The 21,042-nt window shown below is 75.1% G+C and carries 17 protein-coding genes; 11 read left to right on the top strand and 6 right to left on the bottom strand.

Going from position 1 to position 21,042, the window contains the following annotated elements:
• Positions 1–2: 2 nt before the first annotated feature.
• The 10 genes from OHA86_RS29500 (at position 3) to cobC (ending at position 11,373) form a co-directional block, all read left to right on the top strand.
• Positions 3–2,054 (top strand): putative cobaltochelatase, encoded by a 2,052-nt coding sequence (locus OHA86_RS29500; RefSeq protein ID WP_329180089.1) that lies wholly within the window; start codon positions 3–5, stop codon positions 2,052–2,054.
• The gene (cobO, locus tag OHA86_RS29495) at positions 2,054–2,650 is read left to right on the top strand and encodes a cob(I)yrinic acid a,c-diamide adenosyltransferase (RefSeq protein WP_329180087.1); all 597 of its coding nucleotides are present in this window, start codon (positions 2,054–2,056) and stop codon (positions 2,648–2,650) included. Before OHA86_RS29500 ends, cobO begins: the two co-directional genes overlap by 1 nt.
• The gene (locus OHA86_RS29490; RefSeq protein ID WP_329180085.1) at positions 2,644–4,086 is read left to right on the top strand and encodes a cobyrinate a,c-diamide synthase; all 1,443 of its coding nucleotides are present in this window, start codon (positions 2,644–2,646) and stop codon (positions 4,084–4,086) included. The genes cobO and OHA86_RS29490 overlap by 7 nt, the downstream gene beginning before the upstream one ends.
• Entirely contained in the window at positions 4,071–4,799 is a 729-nt protein-coding gene (gene cobI, locus OHA86_RS29485) for a precorrin-2 C(20)-methyltransferase (protein WP_329180083.1), read from the top strand. The genes OHA86_RS29490 and cobI overlap by 16 nt, the downstream gene beginning before the upstream one ends.
• 263 nt (positions 4,800–5,062) lie before the next feature.
• The gene (gene cobM / locus OHA86_RS29480; RefSeq protein ID WP_329180081.1) at positions 5,063–5,863 is read left to right on the top strand and encodes a precorrin-4 C(11)-methyltransferase; all 801 of its coding nucleotides are present in this window, start codon (positions 5,063–5,065) and stop codon (positions 5,861–5,863) included.
• Positions 5,864–5,867: 4 nt separating this feature from the next.
• Positions 5,868–7,100, top strand: coding sequence for a precorrin-6y C5,15-methyltransferase (decarboxylating) subunit CbiE (gene cbiE / locus OHA86_RS29475; protein ID WP_329182602.1), 1,233 nt, complete (start codon positions 5,868–5,870; stop codon positions 7,098–7,100).
• Positions 7,097–8,815 carry a precorrin-3B C(17)-methyltransferase gene (gene cobJ / locus OHA86_RS29470; RefSeq protein WP_329180079.1) on the top strand — a complete coding sequence of 573 codons (1,719 nt, stop codon included), beginning with the start codon at positions 7,097–7,099 and terminating at the stop codon, positions 8,813–8,815. The genes cbiE and cobJ overlap by 4 nt, the downstream gene beginning before the upstream one ends.
• Positions 8,812–9,411: a precorrin-8X methylmutase gene (locus tag OHA86_RS29465; RefSeq protein ID WP_329180077.1), complete on the top strand. Its 600-nt coding sequence runs from the start codon at positions 8,812–8,814 to the stop codon at positions 9,409–9,411. Before cobJ ends, OHA86_RS29465 begins: the two co-directional genes overlap by 4 nt.
• Positions 9,408–10,307, top strand: coding sequence for a sirohydrochlorin chelatase (locus OHA86_RS29460; protein ID WP_329180075.1), 900 nt, complete (start codon positions 9,408–9,410; stop codon positions 10,305–10,307). The genes OHA86_RS29465 and OHA86_RS29460 overlap by 4 nt, the downstream gene beginning before the upstream one ends.
• Positions 10,291–11,373, top strand: a complete 1,083-nt coding sequence (gene cobC / locus OHA86_RS29455) for an Rv2231c family pyridoxal phosphate-dependent protein CobC (protein ID WP_329180073.1) — start codon at positions 10,291–10,293, stop codon at positions 11,371–11,373. Before OHA86_RS29460 ends, cobC begins: the two co-directional genes overlap by 17 nt.
• Here cobC and OHA86_RS29450 read toward each other — a convergent pair.
• The 4 genes from OHA86_RS29450 to OHA86_RS29440 all read right to left on the bottom strand — a co-directional run bounded on the left by OHA86_RS29450 (position 11,348) and on the right by OHA86_RS29440 (position 17,033).
• Entirely contained in the window at positions 11,348–14,371 is a 3,024-nt protein-coding gene (locus OHA86_RS29450) for an ABC transporter substrate-binding protein (protein WP_329180072.1), read from the bottom strand. The two genes, cobC and OHA86_RS29450, sit on opposite strands and share 26 nt — an antisense overlap.
• Positions 14,372–14,579: 208 nt before the next feature.
• On the bottom strand, positions 14,580–14,747 hold the full coding sequence (locus tag OHA86_RS36160) for an LAETG motif-containing sortase-dependent surface protein (RefSeq protein ID WP_443072030.1): 168 nt from the start codon (positions 14,745–14,747) through the stop codon (positions 14,580–14,582).
• Positions 14,748–14,955: 208 nt separating this feature from the next.
• Entirely contained in the window at positions 14,956–16,035 is a 1,080-nt protein-coding gene (locus OHA86_RS29445) for an amidohydrolase family protein (protein ID WP_329180071.1), read from the bottom strand.
• A gap of 26 nt (positions 16,036–16,061) precedes the next feature.
• Positions 16,062–17,033 carry a GlxA family transcriptional regulator gene (locus OHA86_RS29440; RefSeq protein WP_329180069.1) on the bottom strand — a complete coding sequence of 324 codons (972 nt, stop codon included), beginning with the start codon at positions 17,031–17,033 and terminating at the stop codon, positions 16,062–16,064.
• Between the two features lie 71 nt (positions 17,034–17,104).
• Here OHA86_RS29440 and OHA86_RS29435 point away from each other — a divergent pair, with 71 nt between their 5' ends.
• Positions 17,105–18,487: an MFS transporter gene (locus tag OHA86_RS29435; RefSeq protein ID WP_329180067.1), complete on the top strand. Its 1,383-nt coding sequence runs from the start codon at positions 17,105–17,107 to the stop codon at positions 18,485–18,487.
• 202 nt (positions 18,488–18,689) lie between these two features.
• Here OHA86_RS29435 and OHA86_RS29430 read toward each other — a convergent pair whose 3' ends face one another.
• Positions 18,690–19,178: a helix-turn-helix domain-containing protein gene (locus OHA86_RS29430; RefSeq protein ID WP_329180066.1), complete on the bottom strand. Its 489-nt coding sequence runs from the start codon at positions 19,176–19,178 to the stop codon at positions 18,690–18,692.
• A gap of 519 nt (positions 19,179–19,697) precedes the next feature.
• Positions 19,698–20,951: a helix-turn-helix domain-containing protein gene (locus OHA86_RS29425; RefSeq protein ID WP_329180064.1), complete on the bottom strand. Its 1,254-nt coding sequence runs from the start codon at positions 20,949–20,951 to the stop codon at positions 19,698–19,700.
• Between the last annotated feature and the right edge of the window lie 91 nt (positions 20,952–21,042).

Raw genomic sequence — 21,042 nt, 5'->3', positions numbered from 1 at the left:
TCGTGACGACGCCCTACCCCTTCACCGCCCTGGTCGGCCAGGAGGACCTGCGGCTCGCGCTCGTGCTCAACGCGGTGTCCCCCGCCGTGGGCGGCGTCCTCGTACGCGGCGAGAAGGGCACCGCCAAGTCGACGGCCGTACGGGCGGTGGCCGCACTGCTGCCGGGCCTGCGGGTCGTCCCCGGGTGCAGGTTCTCCTGCGAGCCGGGTGCCGCGGACCCGGAGTGCCCCGACGGCCCGCACCCGGCGGACGGCGGCGCCGCGGAACGCCCCGCGCGGCTGGTGGAACTGCCGGTCGGCGCGTCCGAGGACCGCCTCGTGGGCGCCCTCGACATCGAGCGCGCCCTCGCCGAGGGCGTGAAGGCCTTCGAACCCGGCCTGCTCGCGGCGGCGCACCGCGGGGTGCTCTACGTGGACGAGGTCAACCTGCTGCACGACCACCTGGTCGACCTGCTGCTGGACGCGGCGGCGATGGGCGCGAGCTACGTCGAGCGCGAGGGCGTCTCCGTGCGGCACGCGGCCCGCTTCCTGCTGGTCGGCACGATGAACCCGGAAGAGGGCGAGCTGCGCCCGCAACTGCTCGACCGCTTCGGGCTGACCGTCGAGGTCGCGGCGTCCCGCGAGACGGACGAGCGGGTCGAGGTGGTGCGGCGGCGCCTGGCCTACGACGCCGACCCGGCCGGTTTCGCGGCGCGTTGGGCGCCGCAGGAGCAGGACGTCCGCGAACGGATCGCCGCCGCCCGCCGGCTGCTGCCCGACGTACGGCTCGGCGACGCCGCCCTGCGGCAGATCGCGGCGACCTGCGCGGCCTTCGAGGTCGACGGGATGCGCGCCGACATCGTGATGGCCCGCACCGCGACGGCGCTGGCCGCGTGGGCGGGCCGCACGGTGGTGCTGGCCGAGGACGTACGGCAGGCGGCGCTGCTCGCGCTGCCGCACCGGCGGCGCCGCAATCCCTTCGACGCGCCGGGCCTCGACGAGGGCAGACTCGACGAGACGCTGGAGCAGGCCAGGGCGGAGGCCGAACCGGAATCCGGGCCGGACGGCGGCCCTGGGGACGACGACCCGGACCCCGGTCCTGACGGGGACGGCGGCGGAGGCGGCGGCCCGGACGGCGGCGGGGACGGCGGGCAGCCGGACCCGGGGCAGGCCGGGCCGCAGGACCAGGCCGCGGGGGACGCCGGCTCCGACAGCCCGCCGCGGGCCCCCGGCGGCCAGGGGCCGCGCGAGCAGCCCGCGGCGTCGGCGGCCGAGCCGTTCACGGCGCGGACGCTGACCGTGCCGGGCCTCGGCGAGGGCGCGGCGGGCCGCCGCTCGCGGGCGCGGACCGCGCAGGGCCGTACGACCGGCGCCCGGCGCCCGGACGGCGCGCTGGGCACGCTGCACCTGGCGGCGACCGTTCAGGCGGCGGCGCCGTACCAGCGGGCAAGGGGCCGCAGCGGGCCGGGGCTTGTGCTGCGCAGGGACGATCTGCGGCAGGCCGTGCGGGAGGGCCGCGAGGGCAATCTCGTGCTCTTCGTGGTCGACGCCTCGGGCTCGATGGCGGCCAGGCAACGGATGTCGGCGGTGAAGGGCGCGGTGCTGTCGCTGCTGCTGGACGCCTACCAGCGGCGCGACAAGGTCGGCCTGGTCACCTTCCGGGGTACGGGCGCGGAGCTGGCGCTGCCGCCGACGTCGTCGGTGGACGCGGGCGCGGCGCGGCTGGAGAAGCTGCCGACCGGTGGCCGTACGCCGCTGGCCGCGGGCCTGCTCAAGGCGCACGAGGTGCTGCGGATCGAGCGGCTGCGCGACCCGTCGCGGCGCCCGCTGCTGGTCGTGGTGACCGACGGGCGGGCCACCGGCGGCCCCGAGCCGGTGGCGCTCGGCGCCCGCGCGGCCCGGCTGCTGGCCGCGTCGGGCACGGCCGCGGTGGTCGTGGACTGCGAGTCGGGCCCGGTACGCCTCGGCCTGGCGGGCGCGCTCGCCGCCGATCTGGCCGGGGTCGCCGTCACGCTGGACGAACTGCGGGCCGACACGGTGTCCGCCCTGGTCAAGGACATCAGGAGGGCCGCGTAATGCCGCAGGGACAGCCGGATGTGGTGCCCGACGACGGCCTGACGACCCGGCAGCGCCGCAACCGGCCGCTGACGATCGTGCACACCGGTGTCGGCAAGGGGAAGTCGACGGCCGCGTTCGGCCTCGCGCTGCGGGCCTGGAATCAGGGCTGGCCGGTCGGGGTGTTCCAGTTCGTCAAGTCCGCGAAGTGGAAGGTCGGCGAGGAGCGGGCGCTGCGGGTGCTCGGTGCGTCGGGCGAGGGCGGCACGGTGGCCTGGCACAAGATGGGCGAGGGCTGGTCGTGGGTGCAGCGCTCGCCCGAGAACAACGAGGAGGCCGCCCGCGAGGGCTGGGAGCAGGTCAAGCGGGACCTGGCCGCGCAGACCTACCGGCTGTACGTGCTGGACGAGTTCGCCTACCCGATGCACTGGGGCTGGGTCGACACCGCCGAGGTCGTGGCGGTGCTGCGGGACCGGCCGGGCGCGCAGCACGTCGTGATCACCGGCCGCAACGCGCCGCCCGCGCTGGTCGAGGCCGCCGACCTCGTCACCGACATGTCCAAGGTCAAACACCCGATGGACACCGGCCAGAAGGGGCAGAGGGGCATCGAGTGGTAGCCCGCCTCGTCATCGCCGCGCCCGCCTCCGGCAGCGGCAAGACCACCGTCGCGACCGGCCTGATGGCCGCCTTCGCGGACGGCGGCCTCGCCGTGTCCCCGCACAAGGTGGGTCCCGACTACATCGACCCGGGCTACCACGCCCTGGCCACCGGCCGCCCCGGCCGCAATCTCGACCCGTACCTGTGCGGCCCGCACCGCGTCGCCCCGCTCTTCCTGCACGGCGCCGCGGGCTGCGACCTCGCCGTCGTCGAAGGCGTGATGGGCCTCTTCGACGGCGCCACCGGCCACGGCGAACTCGCCTCCACCGCCCAGGTCGCCACGCTCCTGCGGGCGCCGGTGGTGCTGGTCGTCGACGCGTCCGCGCAGGCCCGGTCGGTGGCCGCGCTCGTCCACGGCTTCGCGTCCTTCGACCCGCGGCTGCGGATCGGCGGGGTCGTCCTCAACAAGGTCGGCTCCGAGCGGCACGAGCGGATTCTGCGCGACGCGCTGGAGGAGGTCGGCGTCCCGTGCCTGGGCGCGCTGCCGCGCGGCGCCGACCTCGTGGTGCCCTCCCGCCACCTCGGCCTGGTCCCGGCCGCCGAACGCGCCACGGCGGCCCGCGAGTTCGTCCGCGCCGCGGCCACCCGCGTCCGCGAGACCTGCGACCTCCCGTCCCTGCTGTCCCTGGCCCGCACGGCCCCGCCGCTCCCGGAGCTGCCGTGGGACCCGGCGACGGAGGTGGCGGCCGGGGCCGCCGATCAGAGCCAGCCCGTCCGGCGCTCGGGGACCGGGGTCCGGGGCGGAGCACCGGTTTCGGGAAGGGGCCGGGCCGGGCAAGAAGCCCCCCTCGGTCGCCCCCGCATCGCCCTCGCCACCGGCCCCGCCTTCACCTTCCACTACGCCGAGCAGGCGGAACTGCTGACCGCCGCAGGGGCGGAGGTCATCCCCTTCGACCCGCTCACCGACGAGTCCCTCCCCGAGGTCACCCGGGGCCTGGTCCTGGGCGGCGGCTTCCCCGAGCTCCACGCCGAGGACCTCTCCGCCAACGCCGCCCTCCGCAAGGAGATCGCCACCTCCCCCGCCCCCCTGGCAGCCGAATGCGCCGGCCTGCTCTATCTGGCCCGCGACCTCGACGGCCACCCGATGTGCGGCCGGCTGCCGGTCACGGCGACGATGACCGGCCGCCTCACCCTCGGCTACCGCGAAGCCGTCGCGCTCACCGACAGCCCGCTGGCGGCGGCCGGCACCCGGCTGCGCGGGCACGAATTCCACCGCACGGCGGTGGACCCGCCCGCGGGCACCGCCGCCGCGTGGGGCTTCACCCACCCCGAACGCCGTACCGAGGGCTTCGCGGACGGATCCGTGCACGCCTCGTACCTGCATCTGCACTGGGCCGCCGAGCCGTCGCTCGCGACCCGTTTCGTCGAGAGGTGTGCCGCATGGACCTGCGACTGACCGGGGTCGGGGTCGGCCCCGGCGATCCCGAGCTGGTGACGGTGAAGGGCGTGAACGCCATGCGCGCCGCGGGCGCGGTCGTGGTGCCGGTGCTGGACACCGGCGAGACCGGCCGCGCCGAGGCGACGGTACGGCACTACGTGGACGCGTCCCGGATCGTCCGGGTGGTCTTCGCGCTGAACGAGCGCTCCGACCGGGCCCGCAGGGAAGCGGCGTGGGACGCGGCGGGTGCGCGGGTGGCCGACCTGCTCCGTACCCACGGGTCGGTGGCGTTCGCGACGATCGGCGACCCGAACGTGTACTCGACCTTCACCTATCTCGCGCACACGGTCGGTGAGTTGCTGCCGGGGGTGGCGGTCGCGACGGTGCCCGGCATCACCGCGATGCAGGACCTGGCAGCCCGCAGCGGGGCTGTACTGACCGAGGGCACCGAGCCGTTGACGCTGGTGCCGGTGACCGCGGGGACCGCGGTGCTCAAGTCGGCGCTCGAAGGCCCCGGCACGGTCGTGGCGTACAAGTTCGGCCGGCTCGCGGCCGAGGTCGCCGCGGCGCTGGAGGCGACCGGCAGGACCGGGGGCGCGGTGTGGGGCAGCGCGCTCGGCCTGCCCGAGGAGTCGATCCGCCCGGCGTCCCAACTGCTCGAAGGACCGCTGCCGTATCTGTCGACGCTGATCGCGCCCGCACGGCGGGACGGCCGAGGAGGAAAGCTGTGAGCGACGCACGCAAGGCCACCCGGCCGCACACAGAACACGGCGCAAACCGACGCCGCGCGGGCGGAGAAGCGAACGGACAAACACAGTGAGCGACGCACGCAAGGCCACCCAGCCGCACACAGAACACGGCGCAAACCGACGCCGCGCGGGCGGAGAAGCGAACGGACAGGCACAGTGAGCGACGCACGCAAGGCCACCCAGCCACAGACAAAACACGGCGCAAACCGACGCCGCGCGGGCGGAGAAGCGAACGGACAGGCACAGTGAGCGGCAAGGTCACGATCGTGGGGGCGGGGCCCGGCGCGGCCGATCTGCTCACCTTCAGGGCCGCGAAGGCCATCGCCGCGGCCGACATCGTCATCTGGGCGGCGAGCCTGGTGCAGGCGGCCGTCCTTGAGCACGCCAGGCCGGACGCGGAGATCCTGGACTCGGCGTCGATGTCGCTGGAGGACGTCGTCGCGGTCTACGAGCGGGCGCGGCGCGAGGACCTGCGGTGCGCGCGTATCCACTCCGGTGACCCCGCGCTGTGGGGCGGCACGCAGGAGCAGGTCGACCGGTGCGCCGAGCTGGGCATCGAGGTGGAGATCGTGCCGGGCGTCTCGTCGTTCTCGGCGGTCGCGGCGCTCGCCGGGCGGGAGTTGACGATCCCGGAGGTCGCGCAGTCGGTGGTGCTGACCCGGCTGGGCGGCGGGAAGACGCCGATGCCGCCGGGCGAGGAGGTACGGGAGTTCGCCCGGCACGGCACGACGATGGCGGTCTTCCTGTCCGCCGCCAGGTCCGGGCAGCTCGCCGCCGAGCTGCTGGAGGGCGGCTACCGCACGGACACGCCGGTCATCGTCGCCCACCAGGTGAGCTGGCCCGAGGAGTTGCTGCTGCACTGCACGATCGCGACGCTGGAGGAGACGGTCAAGGCGCACCGGCTGTGGAAGCACACGCTCTTCCTGGTCGGGCCCGCGCTGTCCGCGTCGGGGACACGGTCGCACCTCTACCACCCGGGGCACTTCCACGGTTTCCGGCGGGCCGATCCCGCCGCGCGACGCGAACTGCGCAAGTCCCGTGGCTGACGCGGTGATCACGGTCATCGGCACCGGAACGGGCGGTCCGCCGCCGGTCGTCGGCGCCGCGGACCTGGTGGTCGGCGCGGCCCGCCATCTGGACGCGGCGGATGTGCCGCCCGGCGCGCGGCGGTTGGTGCTCGGGCCGCTGGCGCCCGCGCTCGACATGATCGGCTCGTACGCCGCCGAGGGCCGCCCGGTGGTGGTGCTGGCGTCCGGCGACCCCGGCTTCTTCGGGATCGTACGGGCACTGGGCACGCGGTTCGGCGCGGCGGCGCTCGACGTACGGCCGTCGGCGCCGTCCGTCGCGGTCGCCTTCGCCCGGGCCGGGCTGAGCTGGGACGACGCGGTCGTGGTGAGCGCGCACGGGCGCGACCTGCGGGCCGCGGTGAACGTGTGCCGGGCGCACCCGAAGGCGGCCGTACTGACCGGACCCGGCGCCGGGCCCGCGGAATTGGGCGCGGCCCTGGCGCGTACCGGCCTTGAGCGCAGGCTCGTGGTGGCGGCCGGGCTCGGCACGGGCGGCGAGGCGGTGGTCGCCGTCTCGCCGCGGGAGGCTGCCGGGCGGGACTGGGGCGACGCGGTCAGTGTCGTGCTGTGCCTGCGGCCCGGCGTCCCGGCGTCGGCCGCGGTGACGGTCGCCGGTCCCGCGGGGGCGCCCGCCGGGTGGGCGCTGCCCGAGGAGGACTTCGCGCACCGGGACTCCATGGTCACCAAGTTCGAGGTGCGGGCGCTGGCGCTGGCGCGGCTCGGGCCGCGTACGGGTGAGCTGGTGTGGGACATCGGGGCCGGGTCGGGCTCGGTGGCCGTGGAGTGCGCGCGGTTCGGGGCGGCCGTGGTCGCCGTGGACAAGTCCGCGGAGGCGGTGGCGCGGGTGCGGGCCAACGCCGCCGCGCACGGGGTGGACGTCGAGGCGGTGGTGGGCCGGGCGCCCGGCGTCCTCGGGCGGCTGCCCGACCCCGACGCCGTTTTCGTCGGCGGCGGCGGTTCCGACGTGGCGGCGGTCGTGGCGGCGGGCGCGCGGCGGGCGCGGCGGGCCGTGGTCGTGACGCTCGCCGCGGTCGACCGGGTCGCCGAGGTGCGTGCCGCCCTGGGGGCCGCGGGTCTCGCGGCGGACGGCGTCCTCCTCCAGTCGTCCCGCCTCGCGCCGCTGCCCGGCGGGGTCACTCGGCTCGCGGCGGCCAACCCCGTCTTCGTCCTGTGGGCCGAGCGGCCCACCCCCCGTACCGAAGGAGCACCCGCGTGATCGGCCTCATCTCCGCCACCGCGGCGGGCAGGACCGGCTGCGACCGGCTCGCCGCCGCGTGGCCGGGGCGTACCCGCCGCTACGACGGCCCCGTCCGCGACGTCCTCCCGGCCGCCTTCGCCGAGTGCGACCAGCTCGTCGTCTTCCTCGCCACCGGGGCGGCGGTACGGCTGCTCGCCCCGCTGCTGGCCGGCAAGGCGGCCGACCCGGCGGTCGTCACCGTCGACGAGGCGCACCGCCACGCGATCGCCCTCCTCGGGGGGCACGCCTCCGGGGCCAACGCCCTGGCGGAAGCGGTCTGCACGGTCCTGACGACGAGCCCGGTCATCACCACGGCCACGGATGTGACCGGCACGCCGGCCCTCGACCGTCTCCCCTACCCCGTCGAGGGCGCGATCCCCGCGGTGACCCGGGCCCTGCTCGACGGCACCCCGGTCCACCTCGACGCCGCCCCCGCCTGGCCCCTGCCCCCGCTCCCCGCCGCCCCGGGGGAGACAGCCGACACCCCCGCGGATGCGTACGTCGTGCGGGTCACGGACCGGCTCGGCCGGGGCGGGGAGCGGACCGTGGTGGTCAGGCCGCCCTCGTTGGTGGTCGGGGTCGGGGGGAGCCGGGGCGTCGAGGTCGGGGAAGTGGTGGCGCTGGTCAGGGAGGGCCTGGCGGCGGCGGGGCTCGCGGAAGAGAGCCTGTGGACGATGGCCACCGTCGAGGCGAAGGCGGACGAGGCCGGGATCGTGGCGGCGGCGGCCCGCCTGGGCGTGCCGCTGGTCACGTTCGCGGCGGAAGCGCTCGCGCAGGTGACCGTGCCGAACCCCTCGGCGGCTCCGCTGGCCGCGGTCGGCACCCCGTCTGTCGCCGAGGCGGCAGCCGTCCTCGGGGCCGGCCCCGGCGGCGAACTCGTCCTTGAGAAGCGGAAGTCGGCGATGGCCACGGTCGCGGTGGCGCGGCGCAGGCCGCGCGGCCGGCTGGCGGTCGTGGGGCTCGGGCCCGGCGCCCGGGACCTGCTGACGCCCCGCGCGGCGGCAGAACTGCGGCGCGCGTCGGTGATCGTCGGCCTGGACCAGTACGTGGCGCAGATCGACGACCTGCTGCTGCCCGGCACCCGGGTACTGGCGTCCGGGCTGGGCGCCGAGGAGGCCAGGGCGCGTACCGCGGTGGCCGAGGCCCGCGCGGGGCACGCGGTCGCGCTGATCGGCAGCGGTGACGCCGGGGTGTACGCGATGGCGTCGCCGGCCCTCGCGGAGGCCGCGGACGACATCGACGTGGTCGGCGTACCCGGCGTGACCGCGGCCCTGGCCGCGGCCGCGCTGCTGGGCGCGCCGCTCGGCCACGACCATGTGTCGATCAGCCTGTCGGACCTGCACACCCCGTGGGAGGTGATCGAGCGCCGGGTGCGGGCGGCTGCGGCGGCCGACCTGGTGGTGACGTTCTACAACCCGCGCAGCCGCGGCCGGGACTGGCAGTTGCCGAAGGCCCTGGCACTGCTGGCCGAGCACCGCGACCCGCGGACGCCGGTCGGCGTCGTGCGGGCCGCGACCCGCCCGGACGAGGAGGTCACGGTCACCACGCTGGCCGACGTGGACCCGGCCACCGTGGACATGGTGTCGGTGGTCACCGTCGGCAACACCGCGTCCCGTGTCGTGGCGGGCCGGATGGTGACGCCGCGCGGCTACCGCTGGCAGGCGGACCCGGCGAACGGCGGTGGCGGCGCATGACCCGCACCGTCCACCCCATCGAGCAGGAGTCCTTCCGTATCCTGCGCTCCCGGCTGGACACCTCCGGTCTTCCGCGGCTGCGCCGGGCGGTGCTGGAGCGGGTGATCCACTCCAGCGCGGATCTGGCCTACGCCGACGACCTGGTCGCCGACGAGGCCGAACTGACCTTCGCGCAGGCCGCGTTGCGGGCGGGCGCGCCGATCGTGGCCGACGTCGGCATGGTCGCGGCGGGCATCACCGCCCGCCGGGCGGTCTGCCGGCTCGCCGACGCGGTCGCCGGTCCCGGTCTGACCCGCAGCGCGCACGCGATCCGGCTGGCGTACGAGCAGGTCGGGCCGGGCGCGGTGTGGGTGATCGGCTGCGCTCCGACCGCGCTGGAGGAACTGCTCGTGCTGGACGCCGCTCCGGCGCTGGTGATCGGCCTGCCGGTCGGCTTCGTGGGCGCCGCGGAGAGCAAGGCCCGCCTGCGGGCCTCGGGCCTGCCCGCGGTCAGCAACATCTCGGAGAAGGGCGGCTCCGCGGTGGCCGCCGCCGCGCTCAACGCGCTGCTCTACACCCCTGCCGCAGCACCGGATCCCAAGGAGAACGACCTGTGACGCCTCCCGCACTCCTCCTCGTCGGCCACGGCACCCGTGACGAAGCGGGCGCGACCGCCTTCCGCTTCTTCGTGGCGGGGCTGGACGCCGCCCACCCGGGGCTGCCGGTCGGCGGCGGCTTCATCGAGCTGTCGCCGCCGCCGCTGGCGGACTCGGTCGCGGCGCTGGTCGGCGCGGGGGTACGGGACTTCGCCGCCGTACCGCTGGTGCTGGTCTCCGCCGGGCACGCGAAGGGCGACATCCCGGCGGCGCTGGCCCGGGAGAAGCAGCGGCACCCGGGCACGTCGTACGCGTACGGGCGCCCGCTGGGGCCGCATCCGGGGCTGCTCGCGGTGCTGGAGCGGCGGGTCGACGAGGCGCTCGCGGGCACGGACCGGGCGGACGCGACGGTGCTGCTGGTCGGCCGCGGCTCGACCGACCCCGACGCGAATTCCGAGGTCTTCAAGGCGGCCAGGCTGCTGTGGGAGGGCCGCGGCTATGCCGGGGTGGAGACCGCTTTCGTGTCGCTGGCCGAGCCGTCGGTCCCGGCGGGCCTGGAACGCTGCCGCCTGCTGGGCGCCCGTACGGTCGTGGTGCTGCCGTACTTCCTCTTCAGCGGTGTGCTGCCGGACCGGGTACGGGAGCAGGCCGCGGTGTGGGCGGCCGGGCGCGGCGGTGTCGACGTGCGGTGCGCGGACGTGATCGGCCCGGCGGCGGAACTCGCGGAGCTGGTGATGGAGCGCTACCGCGAGGCGGTCGAGGGCGATCTGCGGATGAACTGCGACACGTGCGTCTACCGGATCCGGATGCCCGGCTTCGAGGACCGGGTGGGCCTGCCGCAGCAGCCGCACCACCACCCGGACGACCCGTCCCACCCGCACGGCGGCCACGGGCACCACCATGCTCACACCCACTGACCGCGGCGAGGCCGGCACCGCCGGTTACGACCTGGGCCACCACGGTGACGCGGAGGTCGGCGAGGGCCTGGTGGACCTGGCCGTCAACGTCCGCAGCGGTACTCCGCCCGCGTGGCTGGCCGAGCGGATCGCCGCCTCGCTGACCGGACTCGCCGCCTACCCGGACGGGCGGGCCGCCCGGCGGGCCGTCGCGCTGCGGCACGGCCGGGCGGACGAGCGCGAGGTGCTGCTGACCGCGGGCGCGGCGGAGGCCTTCGTGCTGCTGGCCAGGGCGCTGCGGCCGCGGCACGCGGTGGTGGTGCACCCGCAGTTCACCGAGCCGGAGGCGGCGCTGCGGGCCGCGGGCCACCCGGTGCACCGGGTGCTGCTGTCGGCCGGCGACGGCTTCCGGCTCGACCCGGCCGCGGTGCCGCGGGACGCCGATCTGGTGGTGCTCGGCAATCCGACGAATCCGACGTCGGTGCTGCATCCCGCCGCCCTGATACGGCGGTTGGCGCGGCCGGGGCGGACGCTGGTGGTGGACGAGGCGTTCATGGACGCGGTGCCGGGCGAGCCGGAGTCGCTGGCGGCGGCGGGTGGGGTGCCGGGGCTGCTGGTGCTGCGCAGCCTCACCAAGACCTGGGGGCTGGCCGGGCTGCGGATCGGCTATGTGCTCGGCGGCCGGGAGCAGGTCGCGGCGCTGGAGCGCGCCCAGCCGCTGTGGGCGGTGTCGACGCCCGCGCTGGCCGCGGCCCGCGCCTGCGTGGGCGCGGACGCGCTCGCGGAGGCGGCCGGGGCGGCGGTCGAGGTGGCCGCCGACCGGGCGTATCTGCTGTCCCGGCTGCGGGACTTCACCGCGCTGCGGGTCGCGGGCGACGCGCCCGCGGCGCCCTTCGTGCTGCTGCGGCTGCCGGACGCGGGGCAGGTCAGGGAGCGGCTGCGGGCGCTGGGCTACGCGGTGCGCAGGGCCGACACCTTCCCGGGTCTCGGCCCCGACTGGCTGCGGGTGGCGGTGCGCGACCGGCGTACGACCGACGGTTTCGTCACCGCGCTGGCCACCGCTACGACTGGACTCCCAGCGCGGTGAGGTCGACTCCGCCGAACACCTGCTGCTCGTAGGCGTTGGTGAGCCGGCTGCCGCGGTAGACCAGATGCCGTACGTAGATCAGCGGCACCATCGTGGAGTCGCGCATCACGGCCTGGTCGGCGGCCTTCCACTGGCCGGCCGCCGCGGCGGGGTCGGTGAGGGTGTCGGCCTTCTCGACGATGTTGTTGACGTTGACGTCGTCCAGGCCCGCGTAGTTGTTGGGGTTGCCGGGCTGGACCAGGGTGCGCAGGAAGCCGCCGCCGGTGGGCCAGTCGGCGGCCCAGACGGTGAGGGCCATGCCCCAGCCGGCCTGCTTGAGCTTGGCGGGCGAGTTCAGGGTCGCGTAGTAGGACGAGGTGGCCACCTGGAGGATCGTGACCCTGATGCCGACCGCGGCCAGGGAGTGCTGGATCGCCAGCATCGCCTCCTCCAGCCGCGGTGAGTTGCCGGGTCCCGCGAGGGTCACGCTGAAGCCGCCCGGTTTGCCGCAGGCCGCCAACTGCTGCTTGGCCTGCGCCGGGTAGGGCGTGCCGTCGGTGTAGCCGAACGGGTGGGCGTCCGGGTCGTAGCCGTCGGTGGTGGGCGGCAGCATCGTGGTCGCGACGTCGCCGCCGTCGTACTGCCCGCCGACCACGGCCCGTATCTGCGAGCGGTCGACGGCGTACTGCACGGCCCAGCGGCATTCCAGCTTGTTGAAGGGCGCGATGCTCGTCTGGAGGCTCAGGTAGCGGGTGGCGCCGTTGTAGACCAGGTCGGCGCGGCTTTTCAGCGCCGGGTCGTTGAGCAGCTTGGACTCGGCGGTGTCGGACAGTGTCTGGGCGTTGAGGTCCAGGTCGGCGGAGCCGGACAGCAGGGCGTCCTCGACCGCCGCCTGGCTGCCGTAGATCCGCACGTCCACGGCGTCGGGCAGCGCGGAGTGTATGGGGTCGGTGGCCTGGTTCCAGTGGGTGTTGCGGGTCAGGTGCAGTGCGCTGCCCGCGGTGTAGCTCGCGACCCTGTACGGGCCGCTGCTCATCGGGTGGCCCTGGAAGTCCTTGCCGCCGCCGGTGTCCGACCTGGGCGGTACGGGCGCGGCCATGGACAGCGCGAGCACGTAGCGGAAGTCGGCGAAGGGCTTGGCGAGGGTGAAGACGATGGTCCTCTTGTCGGGCGTGGCGACCGAGTGCAGGCCCAGCTTGTCCGGGTCGGTGTCCTTGTACGGTCCCGGGTAGTTCTGGCCCTGGTCGAGCAGGTCCACGAAGTAGGTGGGCCCGGTGCCGAAGACCGACCGGTCGAAGGTCCGCTCGATGCCGTACTTGATGTCCTGGGTCGTGATGGGGGTGCCGTCCTCGTAGGTGAGGCCCGGCTTGAGGGTGAAGGTCCAGGTGTAGCCGTCGGAGCTGACCCTGCCGGTGTCGGTGGCGAGGTCGGGCATCAGCGCCCGCCCCGCGGCCCCGGGCATCGGCGCGTAGTCCACCAGCTTGCGCAGGTACAGGCGTTGCAGGTTCCACGACGGCTGGGAGTACGAGCGCGCCGGGTCGAGCATGCCGTCCTCGGTCTCGGACGCGGCGAGTTGCAGGGTGCCGCCGGTCTTGCCGGACGGGCGCACCACCCCGTCGAGGCCCCCGCCGTAGCCGGCGCCGACCTTGCCGCCGTGCATCTTCAGCGCGGCGGCCTGGCCGATCGTCGCGTTCGACGGCGGGGTGGTCGGCTTCGCGTCGTCGCCCTTGCCGCCGCCGAAGGGCGCGAAGGCCAGCGTCACCGACACCGCGACAGCGGCGACGGCCAGGCCGGAAACGGCCGCGATCCAGCGCCGCCTGGTGCGCCGGGCCGGGGTGAAGTCCCCTGTGCCGCTCGGGCGGTTGAGCGGCGGCGGGGTGCTCGGCTGGTACGGCGGCGGCAGCGGCACGTGCAGCTTGGGCGCGTACGCCGGGTGCTCGGCGGGCGGCGGGGTGGCCTCGCGCGGGGCTCCGTACGGGTTCGCCGCGGGAGGCGTGTGCGGGGTGGCCGGGGGCTGGGGCGTGGGCGGGGTCTGCGGGGTGGCCGGGGTCCGCGCCGCCGGGTACGCGGGTGGTCCGGCGCCCGCGCCGAAGGTGGCCCGCGGGTCGGCGGCGGCGCCCAGCGGCCGGGTGGCGCGGTCGTCCGCGGGCGGCACGGCGGGGCCCGACAGCAGTGCCGCGTGCCCGGCCCCGGTCAGCCAGGAGCGCAGCCGGTCGCGGAAGACTCCCGCGTCGAAATGCCGGGCCGCCGGGTCCTTGGCGAGCGCGGTGAGCACCAGAGCGTCGAGCTCCCGCGGCACCCGGGGGTTGCGGGCGGACGGCGCGGGCGGGGTGGTGTGGACGTGCCAGTACATCAGGTTGATCGGGTTGCCGTCGGTGAACGGCGGCCTGCCGGTGAGCAGTTCGGTCAGCACGCAGCCGACCGCGTAGACGTCGCTGCGGGCGTCGACCTCGGCGCCGTTGATCTGCTCGGGCGACATGTAGCTGGGGGTGCCGATCGCGGACCCGGTGGTGGTCAGCCGGGCGTCGGCGTCCAGGACGCGGGCGATGCCGAAGTCGGCGACCTTGACGACGCCTTCGGTGGTGACCATCACGTTGGCCGGCTTCACATCGCGGTGGACGGTGCCGCGGCTGTGGGCGTGGGCCAGCGCGTCGAGGATGTCGCAGGCGATCCGTACCGCCCGCTCGGGGGCGAAGTACGTCTCCCGGCGCAGGATCTGGGAGAGCGTCCCGCCGCGTACGTACTCCATGACGAGGTACGGCACCACGCCGTCGCCGTCGCGGATCTCGTCCTGGTCGTGGACGGTCACGATGCCGGGGTGGTTGAGCGCGCCCGCCGCCTGGGCCTCACGGGCGAAGCGGCGCCGGGCGTCGGGGTCGCCGGCCAGCTCGGGCAGCAGCGTCTTGACGGCGACCGTGCGGCCCATCCGGGTGTCGTGGGCGCGGTGGACGCGGGCCATGCCTCCGGCGCCGAGCAGCTCGGCCAGTTGGTAACGCCCCGCGAAAAGCCCGTCCGTCATGCCCGCCCCGCCTGCCTTTGCACTCAGCGCCCCACTGCGTCTACGCCCCCAGCGCCGAGCTGAGATGGACGTACGCCAACTCATCGTTAATTCGGACGAGTTGCCGGTCGTGGGCAAAGCCTAGAGGGCGGCGCCCGTGCTGCGGCGCCGCCCTGCGGGCTTTCGTTCCCCCGTTGTGACCTTGCTGCGGGTCTGTCCCCGTTCGCCGTCAGCCGCGCGGCTCCGCGGCAGTCCCGGTCCTGCGGCGGCGGGCGGTCAGCAGGCAGGCCGCCGCCCCCGCGGCCACCAGGCCCGCGGCGCCGAGCGCCAGGTAGCGGGTGGCAAAACCGGCGCCGGTCTCGGCGAGGTTGCCGGTGGTGGGGGTGGTCTGGGTCAGGGTGCCGGTGCTGCCGCTCGGTCCGCCGGAGCGGACCCCGGCGCCCCCGGCCGGCGTGCCGGGCCGCCCGTACCCGCGCGGGGATCATCAACGCCCCGCGCGGGTACGGCGTCACGGGCAGGTCAACAGCGCGCCCGCGCCGACCGCGTACCGTGCCCGCGGCTGTACCGGCACCTGCCGCCTGCCGCCTGCCGCCCACGGCCTGTGGTCAGCCCACCACCGTGCCGCGCAGCACGATCCGGCGCGGCGCCGCCAGGACGCGCACGTCCGCGCGCGGGTCGGCGCCGTAGACGACCAGGTCGGCCGGTGCGCCCTCGGTCAGGCCGGGGCGGCCGAGCCAGTCGCGGGCGCCCCAGGTGGCCGCGGACAGCGCCGCCTCGACCGGGAGTCCCGCGGTGACCAGTTCCCCGACCTCGGCGGCGATCAGGCCGTGCGCGAGGCCGCCGCCGGCGTCGGTGCCGGCGTAGACCGCGATGCCGGCGTCGTGGGCGTCGCGCACCGTTTCGTAGCGGCGGTCGTGCAGCCGGCGCAAGTGGTCCGACCAGCGCGGGAATTTGGCCTCGCCGGCGAGCGCGAGCCGCGGGAAGGTGGCGATGTTGACCAGGGTCGGCACGATGGCGACGCCGTGCTCGGCGAAGAGCGGCACCGTGGCGCCGGTGAGCCCGGTGGCGTGCTCGATACAGTCGATCCCCGCGGTCACCAGGTCGGCGAGCGAGTCCTCCGCGAAGCAGTGCGCGGTGACCCGGGCGCCCTCCTCGTGGGCGGCCGAAATCGCCTCCGCCAGCGCGTCCTTGGGCCAGCAGGCGGTCAGGTCGCCCTCGTCGCGGTCGATCCAGTCGCCGACCAGCTTGACCCAGCCGTCGCCGCGCCTGGCCTCCTGGCGTACGTACGCGGTCAGGTCGCCCGGCTCGATCTCATGGGCGTAGTTGCGGATGTAGCGGCGGGTGCGGGCGATATGGCGTCCCGCCCTGATGATCCGCGGCAGGTCGTCGCGGTCGTCGGTCCAGCGGGTGTCGCTGGGCGAGCCGGCGTCCCGCAGCAGCAGCGCGCCCGCTTCCCGTTCGGCGAGCGCCTGCTTCTCGGCGGTGGCCCGGTCCACGGCGCCGTGCGCGTCGAGGCCGACGTGGCAGTGCGCGTCGACCAGTCCCGGCAGCGCCCAGCCGTCCACGGTGACGGCCTCGGCGGCGGGCCGCCGGTAGCTGACCCGGCCGCCGACCACCCACAGTTCGTCGCGTACGTCGTCCGGTCCGACCAGGATCCGGCCCCTGATGTGCAGCACGTCGCCCATGGCCGCACTCTACGAGGTCGCCGCCGTCATGCGGCGGTCAGCCGGCTGAAGGCGCTGCGGTAGTCGCTCGGTGTCAGGCCGACCCGGCGCAGCAGGTGCTGGCGCAGCGAGTCCGCGGTGCCCAGGCCGCTGGCCCTGGCGACCTGGTCGACCGGCAGCCTGGTGGTCTCCAGCAGTTCGCGGGCCCGCTCCAGGCGCTGGTGCAGCAGCCACTGGAGCGGGCTGAGCCCGGTCTCGGCGTGGAAGCGCCGGGTGAGGGTGCGCACGCTGACCGCCGCGTGCCGGGCCAGGTCGGTGAGGGTGAGCGGCTGGTCGAGCCGGGTCATCGCCCAGGCGCGGGTCTCGGCGAAGGACGTCCCCGTCTCCGCGGGCAGCGGCGTCTCGGTGAACTGCGCCTGCCCGCCCGGCCGTACCGGCGCCACGAGCGCGTGCCGGGCCACGCTGTTGGCGACGGCGGCGCCGTAGTCGGTGCGGATGATGTGCAGGCACAGGTCGATGCCCGCCGCGTAGCCCGACGACGTCAGCAACTGGCCGTCCTGCACGTACAGGACGTCCGGCTGGACGTCCACGGCCGGGTAGCGGTCGGCGAACGCGCGGGTGTACGTCCAGTACGTGGTCGCCCGGCGGCCGTCCAGCAGGCCCGCCTCGGCCAGCAGGAAGGCGCCGGAGCAGATCGACGCGACCCGCTTGCCGGCCGCCGCGGCCCCGCGCAGCGCCGCCAGGACCCGCGGGTCGGGGTCCGCGCTCGACCCGGTGCCCGCCACGATCACCGTGTCGGCCCGCTCCACGGCCTCCAGGCCGCTGCGGATCACCACGTCGGCGCCGCCGCTGGTGCCGACCACGCCGGGCTCGGGGGTGCACAGCTCCACCTCGTAACCGGGTCTGCCGTCCACCTCGACCTTGGCGAAGAGCATGTCGGGCACGGCGAGGTTGAACATCGACACCGGCTGCGCCCCGATGACCGCGACGCGGTGCGGACGGCGGGCTGCGACAGGCATGGCCAGAACCTCCGGGTGTTTGGCATTGCGGCCACTACTGTATGCCGCGGAGCACCGCCAGGCTGGTGGGCATGTCACAGGACCTCACCGCACCCACCGGGCAACTCCCGTCCCCCACAAGGGACATGGCCCCCGCGTCGGCCGGCCGCACCCTGGTCGCCGCGCTGCTCGGCTTCTTCCTCATCACCCTCGACGCGTCCGTGGTCAATGTGGCGCTGCCCGCGATCGGCGACGAGCTGAACGGCGGGCTGTCCGCGCTGCAATGGGTGGTGGACGGCTACACGCTGGCCTTCGCCGCCCTGATGCTGTCCACCGGTGCGCTGTCCGACCGGATCGGCGCCGGGCGGGCCTACAGCGGCGGCGTCGTGGTCTTCGCCGCCGCCTCGCTGGCCTGCGGCGCCGCGCCCGGCCTCGGCGTGCTGATCGGGGCGCGGGTGCTGCAAGGGGTGGCGGCGGCGGTCGTCCTGCCGTCGTCGCTGGCACTGGTCAGGCAGGCCTACCCCGACGCGGCCCGGCGCGCCCGGGCGATCTCGCTGTGGGCGGTGGGCGGTTCGTCGGCCATCGCGCTCGGCCCGGTCGTCGGCGGGGCGCTGACCACGGCGTGGAGCTGGCGGGCGATCTTCTTCGTGAACCTGCCCGTCGCGGTGCTGACACTGCTGCTGCCGGGCCGCGGCACCGAGCGGGCCGTACCGCGCCGGGTGCCGCTGGACCTCCCGGGCCAGCTCACCGCGGTCCTGGCGCTGGCCGCGCTGACCTTCGCGGTGATCGAGGGCGGCGGCGCGGGCTGGGCCGCGGCGGGGGTGGCGGCCGTCTCGACGGCCGCCTTCGTCGTGATCGAGTCCCGGCAGCCGCATCCGGTGGTGCCGCTCGGCCTCTTCCGCAATCCCGTCGTCACGGTGTCGATCGCGGCGGGCGCGGCGCTCAGCGTCGGCTTCTACGGGATGTTCTTCGTGCTCGGCCTGTTCTTCCAGGAGCTGCGCGGGCAGTCCGCGCTCACCGCGGGGCTGATGTTCCTGCCGATGACGGTGCTGATCTCCAGCGTCAATGTGGTCTCGGGCCGGATCACCAACCGGTACGGTCCGCGGCTGCCGATGATCGCGGGCCAGCTGATGATGGCGGCGGGACTGCTGCTCCTGCTGCCGGTCGGTACGGACACGCCGGCCGCGGCGCTGGCCGCCGCGATGGTCCCGCTCGGGCTGGGCGGGGCGCTGGCGGTACCGCCGCTGACCGCCGCGACGATGGGCGCGGTGCCCGCCGACCGGGCCGGCCTGGCGGCCGGCGTCCTCAACGCGGGCCGCCAGGTCGCCGGCGGCCTGAGCGTCGCGCTCTTCGGTTCGCTGGTCGCGGACCGGTCGCGTTTCCTGACGGGCATGCGGGAAAGCCTCCTGATCGCCGCGGCGCTCGTCTCTCTGACGGCCATAGCCACAGCCCTCGCCCTCCGCCCCCGCCCGTGACGCGCCGGCCCCTTGCGGTGGCGTCGCTTCTTTCCCGTGCCCAATGGCGCGCCCGCTACTGCCGTTCCGGCACCACCGGCCAGCGCTCCGAGCCGCTGAACGTCACCGGCCCGTTTCACCCCGCGCCGTCAGCCGAACCGCTCCGGCTGACGGCGGCCTCAGATGCTGCCCCTGCCCGGAAGCGGCAGTCTCCGGGGGTGAGTCAGTCCTTCGCGTCGCGTGGCGTATCGGCGCGCTTTCGCTCCAACGCCGACACGGGGCAGTTCAGCAGGTCAGCGATCCTGGCCAGATTCACGGGTGTTGCGCTCCGCCACCCCGACTCGATCTCACTCATGAGCTGCTCGGAGATCCCCAGCCGCCGGGCGAGTGCCCGCTTGGTCAGCCCCGCCTTCTCGCGGGCCCAGGTGACGGCCTGCGGTTCCTGGCGCAGGATACGGGGGGCCGTGCGGACCCGGCCGGTGGCCGCGGCCTTCGCCGCCGTTCGGGGTGGAGTCTGCCGCTGCTGACCGGCTGCGCCCGCTCCGGTCACGGCGTGGTGGCGCAGCCAGTCGGCGCGGGCCGCCTCCAGAGCGGGGCCCACCTGGTGAATGAGCAGATGGCCCAAGGCGCGCAAGCGCTGTCCGAAGTCCGCCGCCCCCTGGGGATCCAGGCCCTTGAGCCAGAAATCGTCCACCAGTTGCACATCAGCCACCGGTCCACCAGGCCAAGACCCCGCCCGGACTCCTCGTCCACGGACGCCTCCCGCAGCTCCGGTCTGCTGCTGCTCCAGTCGTGCACCTCGATCCGCACCCCGCACTCCAGCCGCTCCAACCGAGTAGCGACCAGATGCCCGTAGGGGGGGTTGAGCATGAGTCACGGCGTTCGTCACCAACTCGGACACGATCAGCTCGGCCGTGTCCGTCAGGTGCGGCAGCCCCCATGCCGAAAGGTGCCCGGCCAGGAACCGCCGCGCCCGCCCCACCGAACGGGCGGCGGGGGGCCACATCCTCTCGACCACCCGCGAACGGTCATCAGCAGCGTTTGCCGACGTACCAGGGATCATCACGCGACCCCCAGGCATTCGAACAGGCGATGGTTAAGCTCGTGCATGTCAGCGCTCCTCACGCGCTCGGCCGCGCCCCCGGACCGGTCACACGGTCGCGGGGGTCTCTTGGCCGAAGACGCTATGAGCGATCACCACCGGGCAGGGGCACAGATTGTGCCCCCTCGGTCACACCGCCAGCATGCCCATCTTCACTGCGAGTTGAGACGCCCGTCGGCGGCGGGCGCGGTCCTTCGACTCTGTTTCCTCCAGCACGATCCGCTTCGCGTACCCGTTGTACTTGATCGTCTCCGGGGCGGCCTCGTGCGCCTTGTCCAGCGTCGCGAGAGCCACGTCCGGCTGGCCGTCCAAGTGGTAGCCGCGTGCCTCCTCGATACGGTGGCGGGCCCGGCGCGGCCGGGACGGGATGACGGCCGCCTCCGCCGCGGCGGCCTGTCGGACCGACTCGCCGCCCGCGTGCAGTTCGACGGCGACAGTGACGGCGTGTGCGCCCATGATGGCCCGCGAGAAGGAGGTGGCAGGGTCGTAGTAGCCGGCCGGGAGGCGTTCGGCGATGCCACGGGCCTGGTCCCAGTAGCGCCACGCCGTACCCGTCTCGCCCCGCCGCGCGGCCGTGTATCCGGCCTCGAAGGTCAGCGCACCGGCGATGGCCAGCACCTCGTCCGGCGCGTCAGGCAACAAGGGCATCAGGTACGCAAGACTCCGCAGGTTCACGGCGTCCGCCGCGTCGAAATGGGCGGGGCCCGAGTCGCGGTGCGCCTGGCCCGCGAGCCATGCGGCCACACCGATGGCGCGCGGGCTCTCGCTCTCCTGAGCGGCGACCAGACCACGCTCGGCCACCCGCCACAGCAACGCGGCATCAGGCTGGTACGCGACGAAGAACTGGCACAGCGCATAGGTCTCGCTGAGAACCGCCTGTGCGGCCCGCCGCTGCGCCGCCGCATCGGATTGCCTGACCGCCGCCTGGGCGTCCCGGATCAGGTCCGGCAACAGGACGCCCAGTACCTCACGGTGGTGGGGCGACCGGTGCCGTGCGGCCCACGCGTGATCGAGCCGGGCCCTCAAGTGTGCGGTTGACGGCGCCTCATGCTGAGGACCGACCGGGTAGGCATCCACGGCTGCCTTCACGGCGGCGAGCCGACGGTGCCCCGGTCCCACGAACAGCTCCATGTGCAGAGTCTGGCTGCCGGTGAGGTCGGCGAGATCCCGCACACGGAGGATCTCGGCGATCCGCAGGATCACGTCGAGCTTCGGGGTCTTGAGCCGACCGCTCTCCACCGCCTTCACCCACGAGCCGGAAAGCCCGAGAAGACCGCCCAGCTGGTCCCGGGTGATGCCCCGCCCGGTCCGCAGAATCTGCAGCCGCTGGCCGAAGACCAGCGGGTGCGCGTACGGGTCCGGCGTACTGTCCGAAGACGTCACGGCCCCACCCCTCTCGCAGGTTCGTCCCTGCCAGGGTAGGGGGCGGGGCCGCCCTCGTGTGGGCGCGCAGGAGAGTACGTCCGGGGCCGCG

It is taken from the genome of Streptomyces sp. NBC_01477, from assembly GCF_036227245.1.
Lineage (GTDB): Bacteria > Actinomycetota > Actinomycetes > Streptomycetales > Streptomycetaceae > Actinacidiphila.
Note: the sequence above shows the minus strand (reverse complement) of the source record. Positions and strands in the feature narration are given on the sequence as shown.

What these genes read in the sequence shown, in the direction of transcription:
- cobO (WP_329180087.1), top strand. Translation starts at nt 2,054, where the DNA reads ATGCCGCAGGGACAGCCGGATGTGGTGCCCGACGACGGCCTGACGACC.
- cobI (WP_329180083.1), top strand. Translation starts at nt 4,071, where the DNA reads ATGGACCTGCGACTGACCGGGGTCGGGGTCGGCCCCGGCGATCCCGAG.
- OHA86_RS29465 (WP_329180077.1), top strand. Translation starts at nt 8,812, where the DNA reads ATGACCCGCACCGTCCACCCCATCGAGCAGGAGTCCTTCCGTATCCTG.
- cobC (WP_329180073.1), top strand. Translation starts at nt 10,291, where the DNA reads ATGCTCACACCCACTGACCGCGGCGAGGCCGGCACCGCCGGTTACGAC.
- OHA86_RS29450 (WP_329180072.1), bottom strand. Translation starts at nt 14,371, where the DNA reads ATGACGGACGGGCTTTTCGCGGGGCGTTACCAACTGGCCGAGCTGCTC.
- OHA86_RS29445 (WP_329180071.1), bottom strand. Translation starts at nt 16,035, where the DNA reads ATGGGCGACGTGCTGCACATCAGGGGCCGGATCCTGGTCGGACCGGAC.
- OHA86_RS29440 (WP_329180069.1), bottom strand. Translation starts at nt 17,033, where the DNA reads ATGCCTGTCGCAGCCCGCCGTCCGCACCGCGTCGCGGTCATCGGGGCG.
- OHA86_RS29435 (WP_329180067.1), top strand. Translation starts at nt 17,105, where the DNA reads ATGTCACAGGACCTCACCGCACCCACCGGGCAACTCCCGTCCCCCACA.